The organism is Bradyrhizobium sp. USDA 4541, from assembly GCF_024171085.1.
GTDB classification, from domain to species: domain Bacteria; phylum Pseudomonadota; class Alphaproteobacteria; order Rhizobiales; family Xanthobacteraceae; genus Bradyrhizobium; species Bradyrhizobium australafricanum.
Genome location: NZ_JALJZF010000001.1, coordinates 5,913,038 through 5,938,643 on the forward strand (window position 1 = coordinate 5,913,038; position 25,606 = coordinate 5,938,643).

The following is a 25,606-nucleotide window of genomic DNA, read 5'->3' on the forward strand; positions in this document are numbered from 1 at the left end:
GGCATCCTGACTTCGTAATGGCCGATCTTACAGCGAGCACGCAGCCATGAGCGTCTCCGAACCGTTCATCCGCCGGCCGATCGCCACCTCGCTGCTCGGCATCGCCCTGATGATCGGCGGTGCGCTCGGCTATTGGGCGCTGCCGGTCTCGGCGCTGCCGCAGGTCGACTTCCCGACCGTGCAGGTGACGACGCAACTGCCCGGCGCCAGCCCCGACGTGGTGGCCTCGCTGATCACGGCGCCGCTGGAGCGGCAGCTCGGGCAGATCCCGTCGCTGTCGTCGATGAACTCGACGAGCTCGTTCGGCGTCAGCCAGATCTCGTTGCAGTTCGACCTCAACCGCGACATCGACGGCGCCACGCAGGATGTGCAGGCCGCGATCAACGCTGCCGCCGGCATTTTGCCGAAGACGCTGCCGTATCCGCCTGTCTACGCCAAGGTGAACCCGGCCGACGCGCCGGTGATGACGCTGGCGCTGACCTCGGAGACGATCTCGCTGCGGGCGATGAGCGATCTCGCCGACACCATCCTGGGTCAACGGCTGAGTCAGATTTCCGGCGTCGGCCGGGTCTCGATCCTCGGTGGATTGAAGCCGGCGGTGCGCGTGCAGGCCGATCTGGCCCGGCTCGCGGCCTACGGCATCGCGATGGAGGATCTCCGCAACGCGATCGCCGGTGCCAACGTGTCGGGGCCGAAGGGATCGCTCGACGGTGCCCAGCAGTCCTACACCATCGCCGCCAACGATCAGATCGCCGCCGCCGACGCCTACCGGCCGATCATCATCGCCTATCGCAACGGCTCGCCGGTCACGATCGGCGACGTCGCCCAGATCGTCGATGGCCTGGAGAACGACCGCACCGGCGGCTGGTACCAGGGCACGCCGGCCGTCATCATCGACATCCAGCGCCAGCCGGGCGCCAATGTCATCGACGTCGTCAAGCAGATCCGCGCCGAAATCCCGCGGCTGCAGCGGGCGGTCCCGGCCGGCGTCAAGCTGACCATCGTCTCCGACCGTACCGTGACGATCCGCGCCTCGGTGCGCGACGTTCAGTTCACGCTGATCCTGAGCGTCGTGCTGGTGACGCTGGTGGTGCTCCTGTTCCTGCGGTCGCTGCGCGCGACCCTGATCGCCGGCGTCGCGCTGCCGCTGTCGCTGATCACGAGCTTCGGCATCATGTATTTCGCGGGCTTCAGCCTCGACAATCTGTCGCTGATGGCGCTGACCATCGGAACCGGGTTTGTGGTCGACGACGCCATCGTCATGATCGAGAACATCGTCCGCCACATGGAAGACGGCGAAACGGTGATGGAGGCCTCGCTGAAGGGGGCCAGCGAGATCGGCTTCACCGTGATCTCGCTGACGGTGTCGCTGATCGCGGTGTTCATCCCGCTGCTGTTCATGTCCGGCCTGGTTGGCCGCATGTTCCGCGAATTCGCGCTCACCTTGACGATCGCGGTCGTAACCTCGGCGATCGTCTCGCTGACATTGACGCCGATGATGTGCTCGCGGCTGCTCAAGAACATCCATGAGGAGATGGCGGTCCCGGGCCTCGCCGCGGTCAGCCGTTTCATCGACCGCATGGTGGAGTTCTACCATCGGACGCTGCTCTGGGTGCTGCGGCGCCAGCGCGCGACGCTGCTGGTGACGTTCGCGACCATCGCGCTGACGCTGATCATGTACGTGCTGGCGCCGAAGGGTTTTCTGCCGCTGCAGGACACCTCATCGATCACGGCGGTGACCGAGGCCGGGCCCGACGTCTCGTTCGCCGAGATGCAGCGGCGGCAGAGCGCGGTCTCAAACATCATCAAGGCCGATCCTGATGTGGTTGGCGTTGTCTCGGTGATCGGTTCGGGTTCGGTCAATCCGACCACCAATGTCGGCCGGCTGGTGATGACGCTGAAGCCGCTCGACCAGCGGCGCGAGGGCGTCGTCAAGGTGATCGAGCGGCTGAAGGAGAAGATCGCGACGGTGCCCGGCATGACGGTGTACTTCCAGCCGGTGCAGGACGTGCAGATCTCGACCCAGTCGAGCCGCTCGCAATACCAGTACACGCTGACCGCGACCGACGCCGCCGAGGTCTCGCAATGGGCGCAAAAGCTCGTCGCCGAGATGCGGCGCGACCCGATCTTCCGCGATGTCTCCTCTGAGGCGCAGGAGGGGGGCCTGCGCGCGGCGCTCGACGTCAACCGCCAGCGTGCCGGCCAGCTCGGTGTCAGTCTGCAGGGCGTCACCGATACGCTGAACGACGCCTTCGCACAGCGGCAGATCTCGACGATCTACGGCCAGGCCAACCAGTACCGCGTCGTGCTCGAAGCGCTGCCGATGTATCAGCGCGACCCGTCGATCCTCGACAAGCTCTATCTGCCCGGAGCCAACGGCGCGCAGGTGCCGCTGTCGGCGGTGGCGACGCTGGTCCGGACAACGGCGCCGCTCGCGATCTCGCACCAGGCGCAATTCCCGTCAGTCTCGCTCAGCTTCAACCTGGCGCCGGGCGAGGCGCTGGGCGACGCGGTCGCGGCCGTGAAGGCGATCGAGAGCAGGATCGGAATGCCCGGCAGCATCGTCGGGATCTATTCCGGCGACGCCGCCGAATTCTCGCGCTCGCTCGCCGGCCAGCCCTGGCTGATCCTGGCGGCGATCATCACGATCTACATCGTGCTCGGCGTGCTCTATGAGAGCTATATCCATCCGATCACCATCCTCTCGACGCTGCCCTCGGCCGGCGTCGGCGCCATCCTCGCCTTGATGCTGTGCGGGCAGGATCTCTCGGTGATCGGCCTGATCGGCATCATCCTGTTGATGGGCATCGTCAAGAAGAACGCGATCATGATGATCGACTTCGCGCTGGAGGCCGAGCGTCACCAGGGCATGTCGTCCTATGACGCCATCGTGCAGGCCTGCCTGCTGCGCTTCCGCCCGATCATGATGACGACGCTGGCGGCGCTGTTCGGCGCGCTGCCGCTCGCGATCGAAAGCGGCACCGGCGCGGAACTGCGCTTCCCGCTCGGTATCTCGATCATCGGCGGCCTGCTGTTGAGCCAGCTGCTGACGCTCTACACCACGCCGGTGATCTATCTGGCGCTCGACCGCCTCAACCACCGGATCGAGCGGGCCGTGCCTGAGCCGGGTCCCAGCGGCCCGCCGATAGCGGGCGCCACCGAGGGCATGCAGTGATCTCGATCTCGGAGCCCTTCATCCGTAGGCCGGTGGGCACCACACTGCTTGCGATCGGGCTGTTCCTGGTCGGGATCGTCGCCTACCAGTTCCTGCCGGTGTCGTCGGTTCCGAATGTCGATTTCCCGACCATTCGGGTGTCGGCGTCCAGGCCAGGGGCCGATCCCTCCGTAATGGCCGCGACCGTCGCCGCACCGTTGGAGCGCAAGCTCGGCACCATTTCGGGCGTCGACCAGATCACCTCGACGAGCTCACTCGGCACCACCAGCATCCAGGTGCAGTTCTCGATCGGCCGCAATATCGACCGCGCCGCGCGCGACGTGCAGGCCGCGATCAACGCCTCGCTCGCCGATCTGCCGAGCGACCTGCCGTCGCTGCCCAGGTTCCGCAAGGCCAACCCGGCCGCGTCGCCGGTATTCGCGCTGGCGCTGACCTCGAAGACGATCTCGACTAGCGCGATGTACGACGTCGCCGACACGGTGCTGGCGCAGCGCATCTCGCAGGTGCCGGGAGTGGGCGAAGTGACCGTCAGCGGGGCCGACCAGCCAGCGGTGCGCATCGCGCTCAACCCGGTGTCCCTGGCGAACGCCGGGATCGCGACCGACGACGTCCGGCTCGCGATCATCAATGCCAACCCGCTGGGGCCGGTCGGCATCTTCAATGGCGGCCGGCTGAGCGAGACGCTCTCAATCAACAAGCAGATGCGCACCGCCGCCGAATTCCGCGACATTGTCATCAAAAGCTCGAACGGCAATTACGTCCGCCTCGCCGACGTCGCCGAGGTCGAGGATTCCGTGCGCAACTCGCGCTCGATCGCCTGGTTCAACAAGCAGCCGGCGGTGCTGATCCAGATCACCAAGCAGGGCGACGCCAACGTCATCGACACCGTCGACGGCGTTCGCAGGATGCTGCCGGAATTGAGGAAATGGATTCCGGCGGGCGTCGAGATCTCCACCCTGGTCGATCGTACCGGAACGATCCGCGCCAGCGTCGAGGACATGCAGTTCACGCTGCTGGCGACCGCCGTGCTTGTGATGATTGTGGTGTTCGTGTTCCTGCGCCGGGTGGTGCCGACGATCGCCGCCGGCGTGTCGGTGCCGCTGGCGCTGGCGGGCACCTGCGCCGGGATGTGGCTCGCCGGCTTCTCGATCGACAATCTGTCGCTGATGGCGCTGGCGATCTCCGTCGGCTTCGTGGTCGACGACGCCATCGTGATGATCGAGAACATGTACCGCAATCTCGAGCAGCGCATGGCGCCGTATCCGGCCGCGGTCGAAGGCGCCAAGCAGATCGGCTTCACGGTGCTGTCGATCTCGCTGTCGCTGATCGCGGCCTTCACGCCGCTGATCTTCATGGATGGCATCGTCGGGCGCCTGCTGCGCGAATTCTCGCTGACGCTGGTGTTCGCGATCGCGGTTTCGACCGTGGTGTCGCTGACCATCACACCGATGATCTGCGCGCATTACATCAGGGAGGCGACCTCCGATCATGCCACCTGGTACGATCGCGTCATCGAGGGCACGCTGTCCCGTGTCGTGGCGTTCTACGCAGCGACGCTGCGAATCGTGCTCGGCTATCCCTTCCTGACCCTGGTGGTGTTCTTCGCCACCGTCGCGCTGACGGTGACGCTCTACATCAAGACGCCGAAGGGCTATTTTCCGACCGACGACAGCGGCTTCGTGATCGGCTCGACGCGGGCGTCGGCGGATATCTCGTTCCAGGCGATGCTTCAGCTGCAGCAGCGGCTCGCCGACATCGTGATGGCCGACCCCGCTGTCGCCGGCATCGGCTCGTCAGTCGGTTCCGGCGGCGGCCCGGGCGGCGCCACCTCCAACCGCGGCATCATGTATATCAGTCTGAAGCCGCCGGAGGAGCGGGGAGGCCTGTCGACCGCGCAGGTGATCGACCGGCTGCGCCGCAACCTGTTCATGGTGCCGGGCATCCGCCTGTTCATGTTCGCCGCACAGGACATTCGCACCGGCGGCCGGCAGAGCGATTCAGACTACCAGTACACGCTCGCCTCGACCGATCTCGAGCTGCTGCAGAAATGGGCGCCGATCATCGCCAAGCGCATGGAAACGGTGGAGGGCATCACGGACGTCTCCTCCGACCGCGATCCCGGCGGGCTACAGCTCAACCTCGTGATCAACCGCAAGACCGCCTCCAGCCTCGGCGTCCGCGTGCAGGACATCGACAACGCGCTCAACAACGCCTTCTCGCAGCGGCAGATCTCGTACATCTACACCCAGCGCAACCAGTACATGGTAGTGCTCGAGATCGATCCGAAATTCCAGAGCGATCCGTCGAACCTCGAGCGCATCTACGTTGCCGGCGCCAACGACGTGCAGGTGCCGCTGTCGGCGCTGGTGCACTACCAGCGTGGATTGTCGGCGCTCGCGGTCTATCACTCCGGCGGCTTCCCCTCGACCACGGTGTCGTTCAACCTGCTGCCGGACGTGCCGCTGGAGGTCGCGACGACGAACATCCAGCAGGCGGTCGACGAGCTGCACATGCCCGAGGGCATTCGCGGCAGCTTCGACGGCAATGCCGGCGACTTCAACAAGACCAGCGGGCGGCAGCCGCTCCTGATCCTCGGCGCGCTGGTCGCGATGTATATCGTGCTCGGCGTGCTCTATGAGAGCCTGGCGCATCCGATCACGATCATCTCGACGCTGCCGTCGGCCGGCCTCGGCGCCTTGCTCGCATTGCAGGTGACGAACACGCCGCTGACGGTGATCGCCTTCGTCGGCATCATCCTGTTGATCGGCATCGTCAAGAAGAACGGCATCATGATGGTCGATTTCGCGCTCGAGGCCGAGCGGCATCAGGGCCTGTCGTCGCGGGACGCGATCTTCGAGGCCTGCCGCGCGCGCTTCCGTCCCATCCTGATGACGACGATGGCCGCGCTGTTCGCCGGCATTCCGCTGGTCATTGCGACCGGCCCGGGCACCGAGCTGCGCCGGCCGCTCGGCATCACCATCATCGGCGGCCTGTTCGTGTCGCAGATCCTGACGCTCTACACGACACCGGTGATCTATCTCTTGATCGACCGGCTGCGCCAGCGCCGCGAGCCGTCAGGCGTGCACGCACCCGCGGAATAGTTTGAATTGCACGATTGCAAGCGTATAGCGGAGCGATGTCCGAACCGACCGAAGCAAAAACCGATATTGTCGCCGAGATCGAGGAGTGCGCGCATTGCGGCAAGCCGTTGCCGCTGTGCATCTGCGACAGCGTCACGCCGATCGAGAGCCGCATCCAGCTCCTGATCCTGATTCATCCGCAGGAGCAGGACAGGGCGCTCGGCACCGCGCGGCTGTTGGCACAGCATTTCGAAAACGCCGTGGTGCGGATCGGGCTGTCCTGGCCGAGCCTGGCCAAGGCGCTCGGCCGGCCGGTACCCGATCCGTCACGCTGGGCGGCGCTCTATCTCGGCTCCGCCAAGGTCGAAGACCTCGAGACCGACGCCGAGATCGTTGCGATCAACCGCAAGGGCGAGCTCGAGCCGCATCAGCGCGCCATCCTCTCCGACATCGAGGGCATCGTGCTGCTCGACGGCACCTGGAGCCAGGCCAAGGCGCTGTGGTGGCGCAATGCCTGGATGCTGAAGTGTCAGCGGGTGATTCTCGGGCCGAAACGGCCCTCGCTCTACGGCAGACTGCGGCGGGAACCGCGCCGCGACGGCCTGTCCACCATTGAGGCGGCCGCGATCCTGCTGGCGGGGCTGGAGAAGCGGCCGGACATTGCCGCAACGTTAACTAATAGTTTCGAGCGGATGCTGGCGAGATTCCGCGAAGTGCAGGCCAAAATGCCGGAATTGGCGCCAAAACCGAAGAAGCGGGACTTTCGCAGACGTCGGCGTTAGCCGTCCGGCTTGGTTGCCTATCTCGGAGAGGGCGTATATGAAGTGCGCCGCAAGGGGCCACGTGGCGGAGTGGTTACGCAACGGTCTGCAAAACCGTGTACACCAGTTCAATTCTGGTCGTGGCCTCCACTCATCTCATCAATGGCTTGCAGCCAGTCAATGAGAAGCCGCATTAGCTCGCGGCGTACCAACCTTCAGGAAACGGAATCAGCGGCCACGGCGCCTGGTTGTCATTGGCCGCGCGCGGTGGCGGCTGAATGCGGGGCGAGGGCTGAGCCACGAAATCCTCCTGAGCAATGGGCGCGATCGCCGTTCGCACGGCGTCCAGCAGCAGATCAAATTCGACTTCGCTCATCACGCTCTCCGAGGTTCGAGAGCGCCATGGTCGCAAAACAGTCTTCGGTCCGGATTGAGCGATTCGTTCGAATTTTATGAAAAGAACGATGGCGCCCGCTTTGGTTAATGAATCGTTGGTGATCCCTTCGGGAACCTAGGTCGGCATGGCCGCACCTCGTGTGAAACAAATCACAACTTTCTAAAAACTCTTCCCGGGATTCCCGGCGGTATTCATAGCCGTCAAATATCGCAGGAATTTTAGGGAGACGTGACAATGGAGGCAAGTATCGCACGGTGGGGACCAGTCGCATGCCGCACGATCCTCGGCTCCTGCTGACGCGAACGGCGTAAGCCGTATGCGCCTGTATCTATCGTTTTTGTACAGGGAATATTCCCAACGCTCGTGCCGGAGCCGTCATGCCAGCCCGGTGAGGTCGTGCGGCAGCATGGTCTTGAACTGCGTCAGCGCTTGCCGCGCCTTCCTCGGTGGCAGCGTGATCGCGTGACGCACGGCGGCTGCGATCAGTGTCATGGTCAGGGCGGAAAAGGTGGCGAGGGCGGCAGTCGGCATGTCGGGCGCAATCCGCCTGACCGCGTCGGACAACAGGCCGGAGAGCACGGCCATGTCGTCCGCATCGAGCTTCTGCAGGGCGCGGTCGGCTTGCGTCGCCTGCCAGATGTCGCGCATGACAGGCTCGCGCATGAACATCTCGTAGTAGCTGTCGACGATCCTGCACAGCGCCGGGTGCAGGTCGCGCGCGGTCGTCACCGCGGCCAGATCGCGCCTGACGCAATCGCGCCCGACCGCGTTATGGCGTTCGGCCAGGGTGCCGATGATCGCGGCCTTGTCCGGGAAATATTGATAGAGCGAGCCGAATGCGACGCCGCTGCGCGCGACGACGTCGCTCATGCGGAAAGCCTCGCTGCCCTTTTCCGCCATGATCTCGGTCGCACATGCGAGGATGCGCTCGAAGCGCTCGCGGCTGCGCTGCTGGGTCGGGGCAAGCCGCGCCAGCCCGGGCAGGGGGACTTCCACGGATGCGGCCTTTCGTCTCGACATCTTTCGCTTCCCTGCGATCGGGGTTGACGGCTCTAATACGAGAGTTTATCGCATTTCACAAATACGAGTATATCTCGCATTTGGAGGCGGAACGATGCGCCAGATCCTAACCTCGGCCTTGCTGTGGTTTTCCGCGCTCGGCTGCGGCCTGCTCGCCGGGCTCTATTTTGCGTTCTCGGCTTTTGTCATGACCGCGCTCGGCCGCATCGATCAGGCCGCCGGCATCTCGGCGATGAACGCGATCAATGTCGATATTGTCCGTTCGCCGTTCATGCCGGTGTTCCTCGGCACCACGCTGTCCTGCGCCGTGCTCGTCTTGCTCGGCGGGCTCAGATGGCAGGAGCCGGGCGCGATTGCGATGATTTGCGGCGGCGGCCTCTACGTGGTCGGCATGTTCGTCGTGACCGTCGTCTTCAGTGTGCCGCTGAACGATCAGCTTGCGGCCTCTGGTCCTGCGGGCAGGTCGGCGGCATCGGTCTGGGCGCGCTATCTGACCGACTGGACCTTCTGGAACCACGTGCGGACCATCGCCTCGCTGGCCGCGACCGCGCTGTTCATCGTTGCCATCGCCGGGCGGTAGCCAACCCCGTTTGCGCGAGGAGCTGGGCCGTCGCGCCCCTGACAGAATCACGGGCGCGGTGCGACCGCCGCGCTGGCGGTGTTTCCAGGCGCCCGCGGGAGCGCGGCCGGGCCGGCGGGCTGGGCATGTCGCACACCGGGCGATAGGTAAGCCCTTGTATCGCAGAGGCTTACCGTGCGCGCTAAAGTTTCGCCGGAGGGGCGATTTGGTTCTTTGCAAGGCCGAAAGGCTTTGTTATACGCTGCCCGCTCGCGAACAGCTGTTCGCCTATTCCTCGGTAGCTCAGCGGTAGAGCATTCGACTGTTAATCGAATGGTCGCTGGTTCGAATCCAGCCCGGGGAGCCAGTTTGGTCTGGCCCCATCGATCCCCCAAATCGCCAATCACAAGCCCGTGGTCCGCAGCGGACAGGCCGAAAACGTCGTCAAATCGACTCAATAGCCGTCGACACTTGTTCTCGCCGGGTCTTGAGAGGTGATTTTGATGGCCATTAACCTGATCGACCTGTCGATGCCGCAGCCGACGCTCGTTCCGAGCGATGCCCCCGACATCAGTGACGACGAGTGCGTCCGCCGGCTCGCGAGGGCCGTCGAGGAGCATGATTCCGAGCATCTCGATGAAGTGGCCCGCCTGATCGGCCGGCTCGCCGTCACGATCGAATAGACTGCGCCTTGGAGCGCGTTTTGGGAGCGCGTTTTGCCCGCCAGCGGCGTGTTGCGTTTTGGCGGAGCTTGTTCCAAAAGATGGCCCTGTTCTAGCTTCTCCAGCGGCAATGCCGCGACTTGCAGGGTCTCCGCCAATGACCGGTTTTTCGACCGCGCGCCAGTATATGGTCGATGGTCAGGTGCGTCCGAGCGACGTGACCGATGATCGCATTCTCGATGCCATGCTGACCGTGCCGCGCGAGGTCTTCGTGCCGGCCAGCAAGCAGGCGCTGGCCTATCTCGACCTCGACCTCGATGTCGCCGAGGGCGGTGCGACGAGGCGCTGCCTGATCACGCCGGCGCTGCTCGCCCGGATGCTCCAAGCCGCCGAGATCAAGGCCACCGACCGCGTCCTCGTGGTCGGCTGCGCGACCGGCTACGCCGCCGCCGTCGTGGCGCGCTTTGCCGCAGAGGTCAGCGCGACCGAAAGCGATCCGGCCCTTGCCGCAAAGGCGACCACGGCGTTCGCCGAACTCGGGATCCAGAATATCACGGTCAAAGCGGCCGCGGCCGCCGATGGCGATGCCGCGGGCGCCCCGTTTGACGTCATTATCCTCAATGGTGCGACGGAAATCGTCCCGACCGGGCTGTTCGGCCAACTCAAGGAGGGGGGCCGGCTGGTCGGGGTGTTCGGCCTGTTGCCGCCGCCGCGCGCCACCCTGGTGACGCACTCCCACGGGGATTTCGGCCATCGCGAGCTGTTCGACGCCTCGGCCCCCGTTTTACCCGGATTCGAGCGAGTTCCCGCCTTCGTCTTCTGACCCTCTCCTGCGGCGCACGGGCTGATAAAATCCCGTTCCGAATCAGAAGTGTGGCCCGTTTGCCCCATGTGAAGAGTTTCGACCGTGTTCCGTTGCGGGGTAGTTCCGTTGGCCCTAGCTGCGGACTAAGGTGAGGCGGGACTCACTTCGACTGAAGCGACCGCCGGACTGATTTGCGTGTGGGAGACGGCGACTACAATGATTGGATTTCCGGGGATGCGTGGGGTGAAGGTTGTCACCGCGGCTGCGACTGCCGTCCTTCTGTTGGCGGAGATGGGCCCTGTGCCCGCACTCGCCGATACAATCGAGGCCGCGCTGGTGCGGTCCTACCAAAACAATCCCCAGCTGAACGCGCAACGCGCGCAGGTGCGGTCAACTGACGAGAACGTTCCGCAGGCACTGTCGGGCTACCGCCCGAAAGTCGCACTGACGGCAAGCGCGGGGTACCAATACACCGATACGCTGACGACACAGGGCGGCGACGCGAACAATCTTGTCCGCACCCAAATCCATGGCGCCAACGCGCCGCGCAGCGCAGGCCTCACGGTCAACCAATCGCTGTTCAACGCGCAGACCGCGCCCAGGGTGCGCGCGGCCGAAAGCCAGGTCTCGGCGGCGCGCGAGGGCCTGCGTGTGCTCGAGCAAACCGTGATCCTGAGCGCGGCCACGATCTACATGGACTATCTCCGCGACTCCGCCATCGTCGAAGTTCAGCGCAGCAACACGCGCGTGCTGGAACAGACGCTGAAGCAGACCCAGGACCGCTTCAATGTCGGCGAAGTGACGCGGACCGACGTCGCGCAATCCGAAGCGCAGCTCGCGGCAGGTAAAACCCAGCAGCTCACCGCCGAATCGAACCTGACGACGACGCGATCGAATTTCCGCCGCATCATCGGCAACGAGCCGCAGAATCTCGCGCCGGGCTCGCCGGTCGACCGCTTCCTGCCGACGACACTTGCGGCCGCCGTCGATCTCAGCCTGACCCAGAATCCGAACGTCACCTCGGCGATGTACGGCGTCGACGTCAACTTCCTGCAGGTCAAGGTCAGCGAGGGTGCGCTGTTCCCGTCGGTCAACCTGCAAACGTCGGTGCAGCAGCAATACGAACAGACCCTGATCAGCCAGCGCACATTCAGCGCGGGAACGGCGGTGCAGCTGTCGGTGCCGCTCTACCAGGGTGGTGCGGAATACTCGCTGATCCGCCAGTCCAAGGAATCGCTGGCGCAGCAGCGCCTCGTGCTCGAACAGACCCGCGATCAGGCGCGCGCCAACGTCGTCACCGCGTGGGGCCAGCTGGTCGCCGGCAAGTCGCAGGTGGCATCGGCACAGGCGCAGGTGACCGCGTCGGAGATCGCCCTGAACGGCGTGCGCGAAGAGGCCAAGGCCGGTCAACGCACCACGCTTGACGTGCTCAACGCGCAGCAGGCGCTCGTCAACGCGCGCAACGCGCTGGTCACCGCGCAGCACGACCGCGTCGTCGCGTCCTATAACGTGCTGAGCGCGGTTGGCCGCTTGTCGCCGCAGGTGCTCGGCCTTTCGACCAACGTCTACGATCCGAGCGTGCATTACCAGCAGGTTCGTGACAACTGGGCCGGCGTACGCACGCCCGACGGCCGCTAAACACCTTCGCATCATCATCGCTTGTCGCGTCATGTTTGTGGTTCTGAGTTAATCAGGACCACAAACAGGCGCGTTTGCTTGCATTCGATAATTGGCCTGACATACCGTTTTGTCGGGCAGCAAGGCGATTCGCGGCGCGCCGGCGTAGCGTGATGACAGGTGCGACGCCACCTGTGATCACGCTGCATTGGGCGACACGAAGCTTGCACAAAGCCTCGGGCGGGCTTGATCTGGGGACAAGTCGGGCGGGAGCAGTCAAAATCTCCGCCCGCATCATCGGAACCGGCGAATCCTCTCGGGCTTGATGTAAAATCGTTTCGATGTGGAGTCGGAGATGACGCAACCTGCGAAGGTCCAAGAGCCCTCGATGGAGGAGATCCTGGCGTCGATCCGTCGCATCATTGCCGACGACGAGGCGAAGCCGGCCGCGGCTGAGAAGCCTGCGGCCGCCGCTGCAGCCCCGGCGCCGAAGGTCGAGCCAGCACCAGCAGCCAAGCCCGCGATGAAGAGCCCGCCGTCCGCAGCGCCACCCGCCGCGAAGGCCGCCGCGCCGGCGCCGAAATCACCGCCGCCTGCGGCGCCGGCACCGGCGGCCAGCAACAGTCAGGACGATATCGACTCGCTGCTCGCCAGCCTCGATGAGGCGACGCCCGCAGCCGAGATCAGGCCGTCGCCGCAGCCCGCGGCCCAGCCCGAAGCCGACGTGTTCGAACTCACCGACGAGATGGCGCTGCCGGACCCGGCCGCCGCGCCGTCGTTCCGCAAGGTCGAGCCGCAGGACGACCTCGAGTTCACGGAAGCGCGGAGCCGGGCGCCGGAACCGGCCCGGGAGCCGCCGGCGATCGAGACCGCGCCCATGCAGCAGATCATCTCGGGAACCACGATGCGGGCCGTCGAGTCGGCCTTCAACTCTTTGGCCAACACCGTGCTGAGCAACAATGCGCGGACGCTCGAGGATCTGGTCAAGGAGATGCTGCGGCCGATGCTGAAGTCCTGGCTGGACGACAATCTGCCCGGGCTGGTCGAGCGGATCGTCAAGGCCGAGATCGAGCGGGTATCCCGCGGGCGCTAGCTGCGCGCGGCGTTAGCAGCGCAGCTGGCGCGAGGCTGGCTCCCGCCGTTGGGCCTGGCGGCCCTCAATCAGCTCCCCAAATGCCCTAAACGTCGATTTGACGTACCGGTCCGGTTGACTTGGTGCGCTCCGGCGGCTTTCTAACGCTTTCCATGGTCCACAGCGCATTGTCATGATCGAGAAAAACTACCAGCCCGCCGATATCGAGCACCGGATGGCCCGGATCTGGGAGGAGAGCGGTGCGTTCAAGGCCGGCCGGCCTGAACGCAAGGACGCCGCGCCTTTCACCATTGTGATCCCGCCGCCGAACGTGACCGGCTCGCTGCACATGGGCCACGCGCTCAACAATACGCTGCAGGACATCCTGTGCCGCTTCGAGCGGATGCGCGGCCGCGACGTGCTGTGGCAGCCCGGCACTGATCACGCCGGCATCGCCACCCAGATGGTGGTCGAGCGTCAGCTGATGGAACGGCAGGAGCCGGGCCGGCGCGACATGGGCCGCGCCAAGTTCCTCGAGCGAGTCTGGCAGTGGAAGGCCGAGAGCGGCGGCACCATCGTCAACCAGCTCAAGCGTCTCGGCGCCTCCTGCGACTGGTCGCGCGAGCGCTTCACCATGGACGAGGGCCTGTCGCGCGCCGTCGTCAAGGTGTTCGTCGAGCTGCACCGCGATGGCCTGATCTACAAGGACAAGCGCCTGGTCAATTGGGACCCGAAGCTGCTCACCGCGATCTCCGATCTCGAAGTGCAGCAGGTCGAGGTCAGGGGCCATCTCTGGTACCTGCGCTACCCGATCGAGGGCCGCAGCTTCAGCCCCGAGGATCCGAAATCGTTCATCGTGGTCGCGACGACGCGCCCCGAGACGATGCTCGGCGACACCGCGGTCGCGGTGCATCCGGACGACGAGCGCTACGCCGATCTGGTCGGCCAGCACGTCATCCTGCCGCTGGTCGGCCGCAGGATTCCGATCGTCGCCGACGACTATTCCGATCCGGAGAAGGGCTCGGGCGCTGTCAAGGTGACGCCTGCGCACGACTTCAACGACTTCGAGATCGGCAAGCGTCACGGCCTGCCGCAGATCAGCGTGCTCGACCAGGAAGGCAGCCTCAGCCTGGTGGGCAACGAGGATTATCTGCGCGGCCTGCCGATGGGCGCCGACGAGTTCGCCGCCGAGTTTGACAAGATCGAGCGCTTCGCGGCGCGCAAGAAGATCGTCGCAAGGCTGGAGGAGTTCGGCTTCCTCGAGCGGATCGAGCCCAACACCCACATGGTGCCGCATGGCGACCGCTCCGGTGTCGTGATCGAGCCGTATCTGACCGACCAGTGGTATGTCGACGCCAAGACGCTGGCGCAGCCGGCGATCGCGGCGGTGCGCTCCGGCGAAACCACGTTCGTGCCGAAGAACTGGGAAAAGACCTATTTCGAGTGGATGGAGAACATCCAGCCCTGGTGCATCTCGCGCCAGCTCTGGTGGGGCCATCAGATCCCGGCGTGGTACGGACCCGACGGCAAGGTGTTCGTCGCCGAGACCGAGGAAGAGGCGGTCGGCCACGCGCTCGGCTATTACGTCGAGCAGGAAGTCATCACGCCGGAGCAGGGCCACGACATGGCGGTCGACCCCGCCAAGCGCGAGGGCTTCATCACGCGTGACGAGGACGTGCTCGACACCTGGTTCTCGTCGGCCCTGTGGCCGTTCTCGACGCTGGGCTGGCCGGACGACACGCCGGAGGTCGCGCGCTACTACCCGACCAATACGCTGGTTACCGGCTTCGACATCATCTTCTTCTGGGTCGCCCGCATGATGATGATGGGCCTCCATTTCATGAAGGAGGCGCCGTTCTCGACCGTCTACATCCACCGCCTCGTCCGCGACGAGAAGGGCGCCAAGATGTCGAAGTCGAAGGGCAACGTCATCGACCCGCTCGGCGTGATCGACGAATACGGCGCCGACGCGCTGCGCTTCGCGCTGACCCGCGAGGCGGCGCAAGGCCATGACATCCGCCTGTCGCCGCATCTGGTCGAGACCAACCGCAATTTCGCGACCAAGTTCTGGAACGCCTGCCGGTTCGCCGAGATGAACGAGTGCGTCAAGCCGGACGGTTTCGATCCGAAGGGCGCAAAGGAGACGTTGAACCGCTGGATCGCGCACGAAACCTCGCGCGTCACCCGCGAGGTCACCGAGACGATCGAGGATCATCGCTTCAACGATGCCGCGGGCGCGATCTACCGCTTCGTCTGGAACGTGTTCTGCGACTGGTATCTTGAGCTCGCGAAACCCGTGCTGATGGGCGAGGAGGGCGCGGCCAAGGCCGAGACCCGCGCCATGGTCGCCTGGACCCGCGACGAGATCCTCAAGCTGCTGCATCCGTTCATGCCCTTCATCACCGAGGAGCTGTGGGCGGTGACCGCAAAGCGCGACGGCCTGTTGGTGCTGGCGTCCTGGCCGCGCAAGTCGGGCGTGACCGGCGAGCAGCTGGCCGCGATCGCGACCGCCGGTCCGGTGGTCGATCCGATCATTCCGCCGGTGATTGCCGCGCTCGACGCCGACGAGTTCAGCGATCCCGCGGCCGAGGCCGAGATCGGCTGGGTGGTCGATCTCGTCACTGCGATGCGGTCGGTGAAGGCGGAAATGAACATCCCGCCGTCGACACTGACGCCGCTGGTGATCGCGGGCGCCTCCGACGAGACGCGGGACCGCGCGCGGCGCTGGAACGACACCATCAAGCGGCTCGCACGATTGTCGGATATCTCGTTTGCCGATCACCCGCCGGAAGGCGCGGTACAGCTCCTTGTCCGCGGCGAGGCGGTCGCGCTGCCGCTGAAGGGCGTGATCGATCTCGCGGCTGAACGCACGCGGCTGGAGAAGGAGCTCGGCAAGGCCGACGCCGACATCAAGCGGGTCGATGCCAAGCTCGCCAACGACAAGTTCGTCGCCAACGCGCCGGAAGAGCTCGTCGAGGAAGAGAAGGAAAAGCGCGCGGCAGCAGCGGAGCGCCGCGCCAAGATTCTCGAGGCGATCGAGCGGTTGAAGAAGGCGTCATAGCTGATAACGCCGTGGCGATCAAAACCGCTTGCTGAGGAATTTTGATCCCTTCAGCCCGTAGCGCCAGGGCAGGTCGACGGCCTTGGTGATGCCGATCCGCACCCCGGTGATGATTTCGGGTGCTTCGATCCGCGCATGGAGCGCGATCGGGGCGCGGTCGAGCGGCAATTCGCTGTGCGCGATGGTGATGCCGAGCGCCTCGCAGAGCTTGCCGGGCCCCGAGCACAGCGCGCGCTCGTCTTCCAGCCCGCGCCGCCTGCGCATCGCCGCGAGCCCATGGGTCGGCTCGATCGCGCGGATCAGCACGGCGCTGGCCGAGCCCGCTTCCTCGCAGACGAAGTTGACGCACCAATGGATGCCGTAGGAGCGGTAGACGTAGGAGAAGCCCGGCGGGCCGAACATCACCTGGTTGCGCGGGGTCGGCCCGCGGTAGGAATGCGCCGCCGGGTCGGTGTGATGATAGGCCTCGACCTCGGTGATGATGCCGCCGGCGCCGCCGACCAGGAAGGTCGCGCCGATCAGGTCGGGGGCGACCTCGTGGACGCTGCGATCGAAGAAGGAGCGTTTCAGCGCCTTGCCGAGGCGCGGCGCGGTCGCGCGGATGGATCGGGGTTTTTGAGCCATTTTGAGGTGGGAATCGGCATGGAACGGACCGCAAGACTGCCAATATATGGGCAGGTCTGCTAGGGTCGCGGGGCGGGTTGCGAGCCGCGTCAACACCGATTAGCTAAGCCCTTGGTTCGGAGCATGATCTGCTTGGATCATGCTCCCGCGACTTGCAGGCATCCATGGTCACCATCGTCGACACCATCTCCACCACTCAGCTCCGCCCACGGCACCCCGAAAAGGTGAACCGGCCGGATGCCGTGTCGCCGCCGAAGCCGGACTGGATCCGGGTTCGTGCGCCGAATACGCGCGGCTATGCAGATACGCGCCGGATCGTGAAGGAGAATGGCCTCGTCACGGTGTGCGAGGAGGCGGGCTGCCCCAATATCGGTGAGTGCTGGGACAAGAAGCACGCCACCTTCATGATCATGGGCGACACCTGCACGCGCGCCTGCGCGTTCTGCAACGTCAAGACCGGCATGCCCGGCGCGCTCGAGGCGAGCGAGCCGGAATACGTCGCGGAGGCCACCGCCAAGCTCGGGCTCAGTCATGTCGTGGTCACCTCGGTCGACCGCGACGATCTCGCCGACGGCGGTGCCGAGCATTTTGCCGAGACCATCCGCGCCATCCGCGCGCGCTGCCCGAGCACCACGATCGAGATCCTGACACCGGACTTCCTGCGCAAGGACGGCGCGCTGGAGCGCGTGGTCGTGGCCAAGCCCGACGTCTTCAACCACAATCTGGAAACCGTGCCGTCGCGCTATCTGACGGTCCGTCCCGGCGCCCGTTATTTCCATTCCATCCGGCTGCTGCAGCGGGTCAAGGAGATGGATCCGACCATCTTCACCAAATCAGGCATCATGGTCGGACTCGGCGAGGAGCGGCACGAGGTGCTGCAGGTGATGGACGATCTGCGCTCGGCCGACGTCGATTTCCTGACCATCGGCCAGTATTTGCAGCCGACCCGCAAGCATCACGCCGTGATGCGCTACGTGACGCCGGACGAGTTCGCAGGCTACGAGCGCGTCGCCTATACCAAGGGCTTTTTGATGGTGTCGGCGAGCCCGTTGACGCGCTCGTCGCATCACGCCGGCGAGGATTTCGCCAAACTGCAGGCGGCGCGCACGGCCCGCGGCCGCTAGATTTTTGCAAACGGCGGTAGGCCGGCGCCGTCACGCGCCGTTGCTTGATCGGGCCTTGACCGAACCTTGGCCGAATCTTGGACTGGACCAATGCAGCGCGTTCTGGTGATGGGATCGTCGGGATCCGGCAAGTCGACCTTTGCGCGGCGGCTGTCCGCCATGACAGGGATTCCGACCGTGTCGATCGATGCGCTGTTCTGGAAGCCGGGCTGGGTCGAGTCGGGCAGGGACGAATTCGAGCGCCGCGTGACCGAAGCAGCCCAGGAGCCGCGCTGGATCATGGATGGGAACTACATGAGGCATGGTGCAGGGGAATTGCGCCGGGAGCTCTCCGACACGATCATCTGGTTCGACCTGCCGCGGTCGACCTGTATGCTCGGTATCTTCAGGCGGATAGCCGGGAGCTATGGCGAGGTCCGCCCGGAGATGGCGGAAGGCTGCCCTGAGAAGATCGATCTCGAATTCTTCCGCTACGTCTGGATCTATCGCCGGCAGCAGCGGCCGAAGCTGATCGAGTATTTTGCCGGCTTGCGGCCCGATCAATCGCTGGTCTGTTTCACCGATCGGGCGCAGGCGGATGATTATCTGAAGCGCCTCGCACTCGGGCAAAACCGTGCGAGTATCCACTGATGCCACGATTCTCAAGCAAGCGGCGGGTCCGGCACACCGCACCTCAAATGTTCGATCTGGTCGCCGACGTCGAGCGCTATCCCGAATTCGTGCCGCTATGCCAGTCGCTCAAGATCCGCCAGCGCACGCCCAAGGACGACGGCACCGAGGTCGTGGTGGCGGACATGACGGTGTCCTTCAAGCTGGTGCGGGAAACCTTCACCAGCAAGGTGACGCTCGACCGGGCCAATCTGAATATCCTGGTCGAATATCTGCGCGGCCCGTTCAGCAATCTGGAGAACCGCTGGAGTTTTGAGCCGAAGTCGGAAACCGAATGCGATGTCGGCTTCTTCCTGAACTACGAATTCAAGAGCCGGATGCTGGCGATGCTGATGGGCTCGATGTTCGACGCCGCATTCTCACGCTTTGCCGCGGCGTTCGAGAAGCGCGCGGATCAGGTCTACGGCAAGCCGCAGCTGTCGACGTAGCGAAGCCGTCTCGTCTACATCTCTGGAACGCAAATGCCCGGCACGAGGCCGGGCACGACGGATGGTGCGGGAGAGCGTTCGCCGACTTACGGGCAGGATCGCCGCACGCCGCCGGATGCGATGTAGGTGCCCGAAGCGGGGTCGTAGGTACGGAAACGCTGGGAGCAATAGGCGTCGTTGTTGGCCTTGGCCTGGCTCGCCGCGATCGCGCCGCCGATGATCGCGCCGGCCGCCAGCCCGCCGATGATCGCCGCGCCGTTACTGCCGCCATCGCGATAGTAACCACCGCGGTAGCCGTATCCGCCGCGATAGCCGTAACGCGGACCACCGTGCCAGTGACGATACTGCACATGCTCGACGGAGGTAGGCTGATCCTGCAATTGCGCGGGAGCGAGTGGTGCGGCGGACGAAGGCACAACAGTCGACAGCGTCATGGCGCCAGCGCTGATGGCGGCCACGACAAAAGTTCCCAACTTCATCATTTTCTCCTTGTTGTGGGATTTTGCTGTTGGACGAACAATCGAAACAGCAGAGTTGGAACAACATAAAGCGGCGAAGCCGCGTCAAAGTTCCATTTCAGGTAAGCGTCACCGGGCCGCAGTTGACACAAGCCCGTGTAAGGTGGGCCGTGGCGCGACTTGACTTTGCGTTGGGCCTATCCGCGCGGCGGCCGGCGGCGTTTCGCAGCGTGGCTCCGCGGCGACCGGGCCACCCTTGGCCGCAACCGGCTGGCCGCCTCGCGACGCGGCTTGGCGGCCTGCGGCGGGCGCGCAAGCTCCATCAGCATGCGCAATGCTTCGACCACGGAGCGCTGCCGCACCGTGCTGCGGCCGATCGCGCCAAATCGCTGCTCACGATGAATGATGCGGCCGTCGCGCGCGGCGACGGCGAAATGCACTAGGCCGACCGGCTTGCCCGGTGTCGCACCGCCCGGGCCCGCGATGCCGGTGATCGAGACCGCAAGGTCGACGCCGGCCTTTTCCAGCGCGCCGATCGCCATCGCAGTCGCGGTTTCCTTGCTCACCGCGCCGAACGTTTCGAGCGTGGCCGCCTTGACGCCGAGCATGACCCGCTTGGCCTCGTTCGAATAGGTCACGAAGCCGCGGTCGATCACGTCGGAAGAGCCGGGGATGTCGGTGAGCGCACCCGCGACCAGGCCGCCGGTGCAGGATTCGGCGGTCGCGATGGTCAGCTTGCGCATCCGGCACAGGTCGAGCAGCGAGCGGGAGAGGGCACGAGCGTCGCTGCCGCCCATGTCAGGCACTCCGGCCTTTATCGTCCCAGCCTTTATCGTCCCAAGGGAGACGGACCGTGGCGCTCGCGGTTGCCGCGATGCCTTCCTCGCGGCCGGTGAAGCCGAGCCGCTCGCTGGTGGTGGCCTTGACCGCCACGCGCGAGACGTGGACGCCGGAGATCTCCGCGATCTTCGCCCGCATGGTGTCGCGCAACGGCCCGATCTTCGGCCGCTCGCAGATCAGCGTCACCTCGAGATTGGCAATCCGTCCGCCACGCGCGGTGACGCGCTCGACCGCGTATTTCAGGAACTGGTCGGAGGAGGCGCCTTTCCACTTGGCCTCGCTCGGCGGGAAATGCGAGCCGATATCGCCGTCGGCCAGCGCGCCGAGGATCGCGTCGACCAGCGCATGCAGCCCGACATCGCCGTCGGAATGGGCCAGGAATCCCTTCGTGTGCGGCACGCGCACGCCGCAGATCATGACATGGTCACCGTCGCCAAAGGCATGCACGTCGTAGCCGGTGCCGGTTCTGATGTCGCCGAGCTGGCTTGCGAGCCGCGCTTCCTCGCGCACGAAGTCCTCGGGTGTGGTGAGTTTCATGTTGGCAGCATCACCTTCAAACGTCGCAACCGTCAATCCCGCCCACTCGGCAAGCGCCGCATCGTCGGTGAAATCGGAGCGGCCATCGCGCGCTGCGCGACGATGCGCCTCCAATATTACGTCGAAACGAAAAGCCTGTGGCGTCTGCGCGATCCGCAGGCGCGCGCGCTCCGGCGTCGCCTCGACGTCGCCGGCATCGCCGGTGAGCTTGATGGTGTCGGTGACGGGAATCACGGGGATCGCAGCGCCGGTCCGGCCGGCTGCGGCGATCGCGCGCGAGATCACGGCTGCAGTGACGAAGGGGCGCGCGGCATCGTGGATCAGCACGATATCCGGCTTTTCGCTTGCGAGCGCCTCGAGCCCGGCATGGACCGAGGCCTGCCGGGTCGCGCCGCCCGGCGTCGGCGGCCGATGGCGGAGGCCTGCGACTGCTTCATCGAACAGCGCGGTGTCGTCAGGATTGACCACAGGCTGCACCGCAAACACGTCCGGATGTCCGGAGAACGCCTCCATGGCGCGGTAGATCACCGTCTGTCCGCCGATCGTCCGGTATTGCTTCGGCCCGCCTGCGCCGGCGCGCAGTCCACGGCCGGCTGCGACAAGGATGGCTGCGGTACGCTCAGGCTTCGGCATTTTGAACCAGTGACAGACGAATCGGGGATGAGGGGGACGACGAGGATCGCCGCGCACAGCCCTTAGCATGACCGCTGCGCAAAAACAGAGCGTTTGCCGATGACTGTGGGAAAAGCAGATTTTGTTGCAGTGCACCTGCACTGATGATAGGAATGTCTAAACCGTAGGCATGAGCCTTGACTGCACAAGAATTGTGCGCAGAATAGGCGACGTCAGCTGCAATGGCGTGGCTGACAGAACGACGAGACGGCTGTGACCGGCGTGCAAAGTACTCCTCGTAACCCATTGAAGATCGGCGATATTGCTGTCGCCAACCGGGTTCTCCTCGCGCCCATGTCCGGCATTACCGATGCGCCCTTCCGGCGACTCGCTGCCACTTTGGGCGCCGGCCTGGTGGTCTCCGAGATGACCGCCAGCAACGATCTGGTGAACGGCAAGCCGATGTCGAAGCTGCGTTGCGAGGCAGCCGGGGTCGGACCGCATGTGGTCCAGCTCGCGGGCTGCGAGACCCACTGGATGGCGGAGGGCGCACGGATCGCCGAAGGCGCCGGCGCCGACGTCATCGACATCAACATGGGCTGTCCGGCACGCCACGTGACCGGGGGCCAGTCCGGCTCGGCCCTGATGCGCGACCTCGACCACGCGGTCACGCTGATCGAGGCGACGCTGTCGGCGGTCAGGGTGCCGGTCACGCTGAAGATGCGGCTCGGCTGGGATGACCGCTCGCTCAATGCACCGGAACTGGCGCGCCGCGCCGAGGCCGCCGGCGTGCAGATGATCACCGTGCATGGCCGGACCCGCTGCCAGTTCTACAAGGGCGAGGCGAACTGGAACGCGGTGCGCGCGGTCAAGGACGCCGTCACCGTCCCGGTCGTGGTCAACGGCGATATCACCTCGTTCGACAAGGCTGTCAGTGCGCTCGAGATGTCGGGCGCCGACGCCGTCATGATCGGCCGCGGCGCGCAGGGGCAGCCCTGGCTGCCGGGACAGATCGGCCGTCGCCTCGAGACCGGGATCGCCGAGGCCGCGCCGTCGCTCGCCGAGCAGCTCAAGCACGTTCGCGCGCTCTATGACGAGGTTTGCAGCCACTATGGCCTGCGCATCGGGCTCAAGCATGCACGCAAGCATCTGGGCTGGGCGCTGGAGGCTGCTGCGGCCTATAGCTGCGCGCCGGCCGCGACCTTGAAGACCTGGCGGCAGGCGATCCTGACCGCGGAAGAGCCGTCCAGCGTGCATCGCTCGCTCGCCGACGCCTACGACGATTTTGCCTGGAGTGCTGCCGCATGACGTCAGCCATGGAATTCCGCCGGCCGGTGCCGACTGACGGGGAGGCCATCCTCAATGCGCTGCCCAATCCGGTGCTGCTGGTCGCACCCGACGGGCGGATCGTCGACGCCAATATCGCAGCCGAATCATTCTTCGAGATATCGACCCAGTTCCTGCGCCGGCAGTCGCTGAAGGAACTGGTGCCGTTCGGCAGCCCGCTGCTGGCGCTGATCGAGCAGGTGCGGACGAGCGGCTCGCCGGTCAACGAATACAAGGTCGATCTCGGCACGCCGCGGATCGGCGGCGATCGCCAGGTCGATCTGCACGTCGCGCCGCTGACCGAGCGGCCCGGGCATATCGTGGTGATGCTGCAGGAGCGTACCATCGCCGACAAGATGGATCGCCAGCTCACCCATCGCAGCGCGGCGCGCTCGGTGATCGCGCTGGCGGCGATGCTCGCCCACGAGATCAAGAACCCGCTGTCGGGCATCCGCGGCGCGGCGCAGCTTTTGGAGCAGCAGGCGTCCTCCGAGGACCGGCTGCTGACACGACTGATCTGCGACGAGGCGGACCGCATCGTGACGCTGGTCGACCGCATGGAGGTGTTCGGCGACGACCGCCCGGTGGCGCGCGGTCCGGTCAACATCCATTCCGTGCTCGATCATGTGAAGCGCCTGGCGCAGTCCGGCTTTGCCCGCAATGTCCGCTTCATCGAGGACTACGATCCGTCGTTGCCGCCGGTGCTGGCCAACCAGGACCAGCTGATCCAGGTGTTCCTCAACCTCGTGAAGAACGCGGCCGAAGCGGTGGCCGATCTCGGCACCGATGCCGAGATCCAACTCACCACTGCGTTCCGGCCAGGCGTGCGGCTGTCGGTGCCCGGCAAGAAATCGCGGGTCTCGCTGCCGCTGGAATTCTGCGTCAAGGACAACGGCTCTGGCGTGCCGGAAGACCTGCTGCCGAACCTGTTCGATCCCTTCGTCACCACCAAGCAGACCGGCAGCGGGCTCGGCCTCGCGCTGGTCGCCAAGATCGTCGGCGATCACGGCGGCATCATCGAATGCGAGTCGCAGCCGCGCAAAACCACTTTCCGCGTGCTGATGCCGATGTACAGCGCCGCCAAGCAACTCGACCAAAGCAACCGCGATGACGTTCCGGGTACGTCCTCGCCTGCCTCTCAGGATGCACGATGAGGAACACCAATGCCTGCAGGTAGCATACTTGTCGCTGACGACGACACCGCCATCCGGACCGTCCTGAACCAGGCGCTGTCGCGCGCCGGCTATGAGGTGCGCCTGACCGGCAACGCCGCCACTCTGTGGCGCTGGGTCAGCCAAGGCGAGGGCGATCTTGTCATCACCGACGTGGTGATGCCCGACGAGAACGCATTCGATCTCTTGCCGCGGATCAAGAAGATGCGGCCGAATTTGCCGGTCATCGTGATGAGCGCGCAGAACACCTTCATGACCGCGATCCGGGCCTCCGAGCGCGGCGCCTACGAATATCTGCCGAAGCCGTTCGACCTGAAGGAGCTGATCACCATCGTCGGCCGCGCGCTGGCCGAGCCGAAGGAGCGGGTCTCCAGTCCCGCCGATGACGGCGAGTTCGACTCGATCCCGCTGGTCGGCCGTTCGCCGGCGATGCAGGAAATCTACCGCGTGCTGGCGCGGCTGATGCAGACCGACCTTACCGTGATGATCTCGGGCGAATCGGGCACCGGCAAGGAGCTGGTCGCGCGCGCGCTGCACGACTACGGACGGCGCCGCAACGGCCCGTTCGTCGCGGTCAACATGGCGGCGATCCCGCGCGACCTGATCGAATCGGAGCTGTTCGGCCATGAGCGCGGCGCCTTCACCGGCGCCAACACCCGCGCCTCCGGCCGCTTCGAGCAGGCCGAGGGCGGCACGCTGTTCCTCGACGAGATCGGCGACATGCCGATGGAGGCGCAGACCCGGCTGCTCCGCGTGCTGCAGCAGGGCGAGTACACCACGGTCGGCGGCCGCACCCCGATCAAGACCGACGTCCGCATCGTCGCCGCCTCCAACAAGGACCTGCGCATCCTGATCCAGCAGGGCCTGTTCCGCGAGGACCTGTTCTTCCGCCTCAACGTGGTGCCGCTGCGGCTGCCGCCGCTGCGCGAGCGCATCGAGGATCTGCCCGACCTGATCAGACACTTCTTCTCGCTCGCCGAGAAGGACGGCCTGCCGCCGAAGAAGCTCGACGCCCAGGCGCTCGAGCGGCTCAAGCAGCACCGCTGGCCGGGCAACGTCCGCGAGCTGGAAAACCTCGCGCGGCGGCTCGCCGCCCTCTATCCGCAGGACGTCATCACGTCTTCCGTCATCGACGGCGAGCTGGCGCCGCCGGCGGTCACCTCGGGCAGCACGGCGACCGTCGGCGTCGACAATCTCGGCGGCGCGGTCGAGGCCTATCTGTCCTCGCACTTCTCCGGCTTCCCGAACGGCGTGCCGCCGCCGGGCCTCTACCACCGTATCCTCAAGGAGATCGAGATCCCGCTGCTGACCGCCGCGCTGGCGGCGACTCGCGGCAACCAGATCCGGGCCGCCGACCTGCTCGGGTTGAACCGCAATACGCTGCGCAAGAAGATCCGCGACCTCGACATCCAGGTCTACCGGAGTGGCGGCTAGGGCTGCCAGGGCGGGGCGCGAGCCTCGCTTCAAGCTCGCTACCGTTATTGAGTAGTCACAAATGGTTTTGGGGACACGGCGCCGCACCAGGGGTTTGCGCCGCGGAAATGTCGCAATTCGGCAACATTGTGATATGATTGCATCAGTTCGCAATTCCCGCGGGCGATCGCTCT

The 25,606-nt window shown here is 65.4% G+C and carries 21 protein-coding genes and 2 tRNA genes; 17 read left to right on the forward strand and 6 right to left on the reverse strand.

What is annotated here, in order from left to right; all coding sequences use genetic code 11:
• Window positions 1-46 precede the first annotated feature (46 nt).
• The 4 genes from J2R80_RS28100 to J2R80_RS28115 all read left to right on the forward strand — a co-directional run bounded on the left by J2R80_RS28100 (window position 47) and on the right by J2R80_RS28115 (window position 7,166).
• Window positions 47-3,175 carry an efflux RND transporter permease subunit gene (locus J2R80_RS28100; RefSeq protein ID WP_253639791.1) on the forward strand — a complete coding sequence of 1,043 codons (3,129 nt, stop codon included), beginning with the start codon at window positions 47-49 and terminating at the stop codon, window positions 3,173-3,175.
• Window positions 3,172-6,276, forward strand: coding sequence for an efflux RND transporter permease subunit (locus tag J2R80_RS28105; protein ID WP_253639792.1), 3,105 nt, complete (start codon window positions 3,172-3,174; stop codon window positions 6,274-6,276). Before J2R80_RS28100 ends, J2R80_RS28105 begins: the two co-directional genes overlap by 4 nt.
• Before the next feature lie 35 nt (window positions 6,277-6,311).
• Window positions 6,312-7,037 (forward strand): tRNA-uridine aminocarboxypropyltransferase, encoded by a 726-nt coding sequence (locus tag J2R80_RS28110; protein ID WP_141340592.1) that lies wholly within the window; start codon window positions 6,312-6,314, stop codon window positions 7,035-7,037.
• Window positions 7,038-7,092: 55 nt separating this feature from the next.
• Window positions 7,093-7,166: transfer RNA gene (locus tag J2R80_RS28115), tRNA-Cys, on the forward strand.
• A 43-nt stretch (window positions 7,167-7,209) separates the two neighbouring features.
• Here the strand turns inward: J2R80_RS28115 and J2R80_RS28120 are convergent.
• Complete coding sequence (locus J2R80_RS28120; protein WP_024584196.1) at window positions 7,210-7,392, reverse strand: hypothetical protein; 183 nt, start codon at window positions 7,390-7,392, stop codon at window positions 7,210-7,212.
• Window positions 7,393-7,788: 396 nt separating this feature from the next.
• Window positions 7,789-8,433, reverse strand: coding sequence for a TetR family transcriptional regulator (locus J2R80_RS28125; protein ID WP_141340591.1), 645 nt, complete (start codon window positions 8,431-8,433; stop codon window positions 7,789-7,791).
• A gap of 94 nt (window positions 8,434-8,527) precedes the next feature.
• On the opposite strand from J2R80_RS28125, the gene J2R80_RS28130 reads away from it, so the two are divergent.
• The 7 genes from J2R80_RS28130 to J2R80_RS28160 all read left to right on the forward strand — a co-directional run bounded on the left by J2R80_RS28130 (window position 8,528) and on the right by J2R80_RS28160 (window position 16,209).
• Window positions 8,528-9,013 (forward strand): DUF1772 domain-containing protein, encoded by a 486-nt coding sequence (locus J2R80_RS28130; protein WP_253639793.1) that lies wholly within the window; start codon window positions 8,528-8,530, stop codon window positions 9,011-9,013.
• Between the two features lie 271 nt (window positions 9,014-9,284).
• Window positions 9,285-9,359, forward strand: a tRNA-Asn gene (locus J2R80_RS28135).
• Between the two features lie 136 nt (window positions 9,360-9,495).
• Complete coding sequence (locus tag J2R80_RS28140; RefSeq protein WP_050404540.1) at window positions 9,496-9,675, forward strand: hypothetical protein; 180 nt, start codon at window positions 9,496-9,498, stop codon at window positions 9,673-9,675.
• 136 nt (window positions 9,676-9,811) lie between these two features.
• Window positions 9,812-10,477 (forward strand): protein-L-isoaspartate O-methyltransferase, encoded by a 666-nt coding sequence (locus J2R80_RS28145; RefSeq protein ID WP_076828767.1) that lies wholly within the window; start codon window positions 9,812-9,814, stop codon window positions 10,475-10,477.
• 216 nt (window positions 10,478-10,693) lie between these two features.
• Window positions 10,694-12,097 (forward strand): TolC family outer membrane protein, encoded by a 1,404-nt coding sequence (locus tag J2R80_RS28150; protein WP_057016567.1) that lies wholly within the window; start codon window positions 10,694-10,696, stop codon window positions 12,095-12,097.
• 334 nt (window positions 12,098-12,431) lie between these two features.
• The gene (locus tag J2R80_RS28155; protein WP_168856413.1) at window positions 12,432-13,169 is read left to right on the forward strand and encodes a PopZ family protein; all 738 of its coding nucleotides are present in this window, start codon (window positions 12,432-12,434) and stop codon (window positions 13,167-13,169) included.
• A gap of 172 nt (window positions 13,170-13,341) precedes the next feature.
• Window positions 13,342-16,209, forward strand: a complete 2,868-nt coding sequence (locus tag J2R80_RS28160) for a valine--tRNA ligase (protein ID WP_253639794.1) — start codon at window positions 13,342-13,344, stop codon at window positions 16,207-16,209.
• Window positions 16,210-16,227: 18 nt separating this feature from the next.
• Here J2R80_RS28160 and J2R80_RS28165 read toward each other — a convergent pair whose 3' ends face one another.
• Window positions 16,228-16,833 (reverse strand): DNA-3-methyladenine glycosylase, encoded by a 606-nt coding sequence (locus J2R80_RS28165; RefSeq protein WP_253639795.1) that lies wholly within the window; start codon window positions 16,831-16,833, stop codon window positions 16,228-16,230.
• A 164-nt stretch (window positions 16,834-16,997) separates the two neighbouring features.
• Between J2R80_RS28165 and lipA the strand changes: the two genes are divergently transcribed.
• From lipA to J2R80_RS28180, 3 genes are all read left to right on the forward strand, one after another.
• Window positions 16,998-17,957 carry a lipoyl synthase gene (lipA, locus tag J2R80_RS28170; protein WP_076828772.1) on the forward strand — a complete coding sequence of 320 codons (960 nt, stop codon included), beginning with the start codon at window positions 16,998-17,000 and terminating at the stop codon, window positions 17,955-17,957.
• A 90-nt stretch (window positions 17,958-18,047) separates the two neighbouring features.
• The gene (locus J2R80_RS28175) at window positions 18,048-18,587 is read left to right on the forward strand and encodes a DNA topology modulation protein (protein ID WP_253639796.1); all 540 of its coding nucleotides are present in this window, start codon (window positions 18,048-18,050) and stop codon (window positions 18,585-18,587) included.
• Window positions 18,587-19,054, forward strand: coding sequence for a type II toxin-antitoxin system RatA family toxin (locus tag J2R80_RS28180; RefSeq protein WP_076828775.1), 468 nt, complete (start codon window positions 18,587-18,589; stop codon window positions 19,052-19,054). Before J2R80_RS28175 ends, J2R80_RS28180 begins: the two co-directional genes overlap by 1 nt.
• Window positions 19,055-19,140: 86 nt before the next feature.
• Here the strand turns inward: J2R80_RS28180 and J2R80_RS28185 are convergent, their stop codons facing one another.
• The 3 genes from J2R80_RS28185 to J2R80_RS28195 all read right to left on the reverse strand — a co-directional run bounded on the left by J2R80_RS28185 (window position 19,141) and on the right by J2R80_RS28195 (window position 21,522).
• Window positions 19,141-19,536 (reverse strand): BA14K family protein, encoded by a 396-nt coding sequence (locus J2R80_RS28185; protein WP_253623862.1) that lies wholly within the window; start codon window positions 19,534-19,536, stop codon window positions 19,141-19,143.
• Window positions 19,537-19,709: 173 nt separating this feature from the next.
• Window positions 19,710-20,309 carry a CinA family protein gene (locus J2R80_RS28190; protein WP_038386736.1) on the reverse strand — a complete coding sequence of 200 codons (600 nt, stop codon included), beginning with the start codon at window positions 20,307-20,309 and terminating at the stop codon, window positions 19,710-19,712.
• Window position 20,310: 1 nt separating this feature from the next.
• A complete protein-coding gene (locus J2R80_RS28195) occupies window positions 20,311-21,522 on the reverse strand; it encodes a bifunctional 2-C-methyl-D-erythritol 4-phosphate cytidylyltransferase/2-C-methyl-D-erythritol 2,4-cyclodiphosphate synthase (RefSeq protein ID WP_253590211.1) in 1,212 nt (403 codons plus the stop codon).
• 333 nt (window positions 21,523-21,855) lie between these two features.
• Here J2R80_RS28195 and dusB point away from each other — a divergent pair, with 333 nt between their 5' ends.
• The 3 genes from dusB to ntrC are packed head-to-tail and all read left to right on the forward strand — an operon-like array spanning window position 21,856 to window position 25,433.
• On the forward strand, window positions 21,856-22,809 hold the full coding sequence (gene dusB, locus J2R80_RS28200; protein ID WP_233475472.1) for a tRNA dihydrouridine synthase DusB: 954 nt from the start codon (window positions 21,856-21,858) through the stop codon (window positions 22,807-22,809).
• Complete coding sequence (locus J2R80_RS28205) at window positions 22,806-23,981, forward strand: nitrogen regulation protein NR(II) (protein WP_026192783.1); 1,176 nt, start codon at window positions 22,806-22,808, stop codon at window positions 23,979-23,981. Before dusB ends, J2R80_RS28205 begins: the two co-directional genes overlap by 4 nt.
• Window positions 23,982-23,990: 9 nt before the next feature.
• Window positions 23,991-25,433 (forward strand): nitrogen regulation protein NR(I), encoded by a 1,443-nt coding sequence (gene ntrC, locus J2R80_RS28210; protein ID WP_050419700.1) that lies wholly within the window; start codon window positions 23,991-23,993, stop codon window positions 25,431-25,433.
• Window positions 25,434-25,606 lie beyond the last annotated feature (173 nt).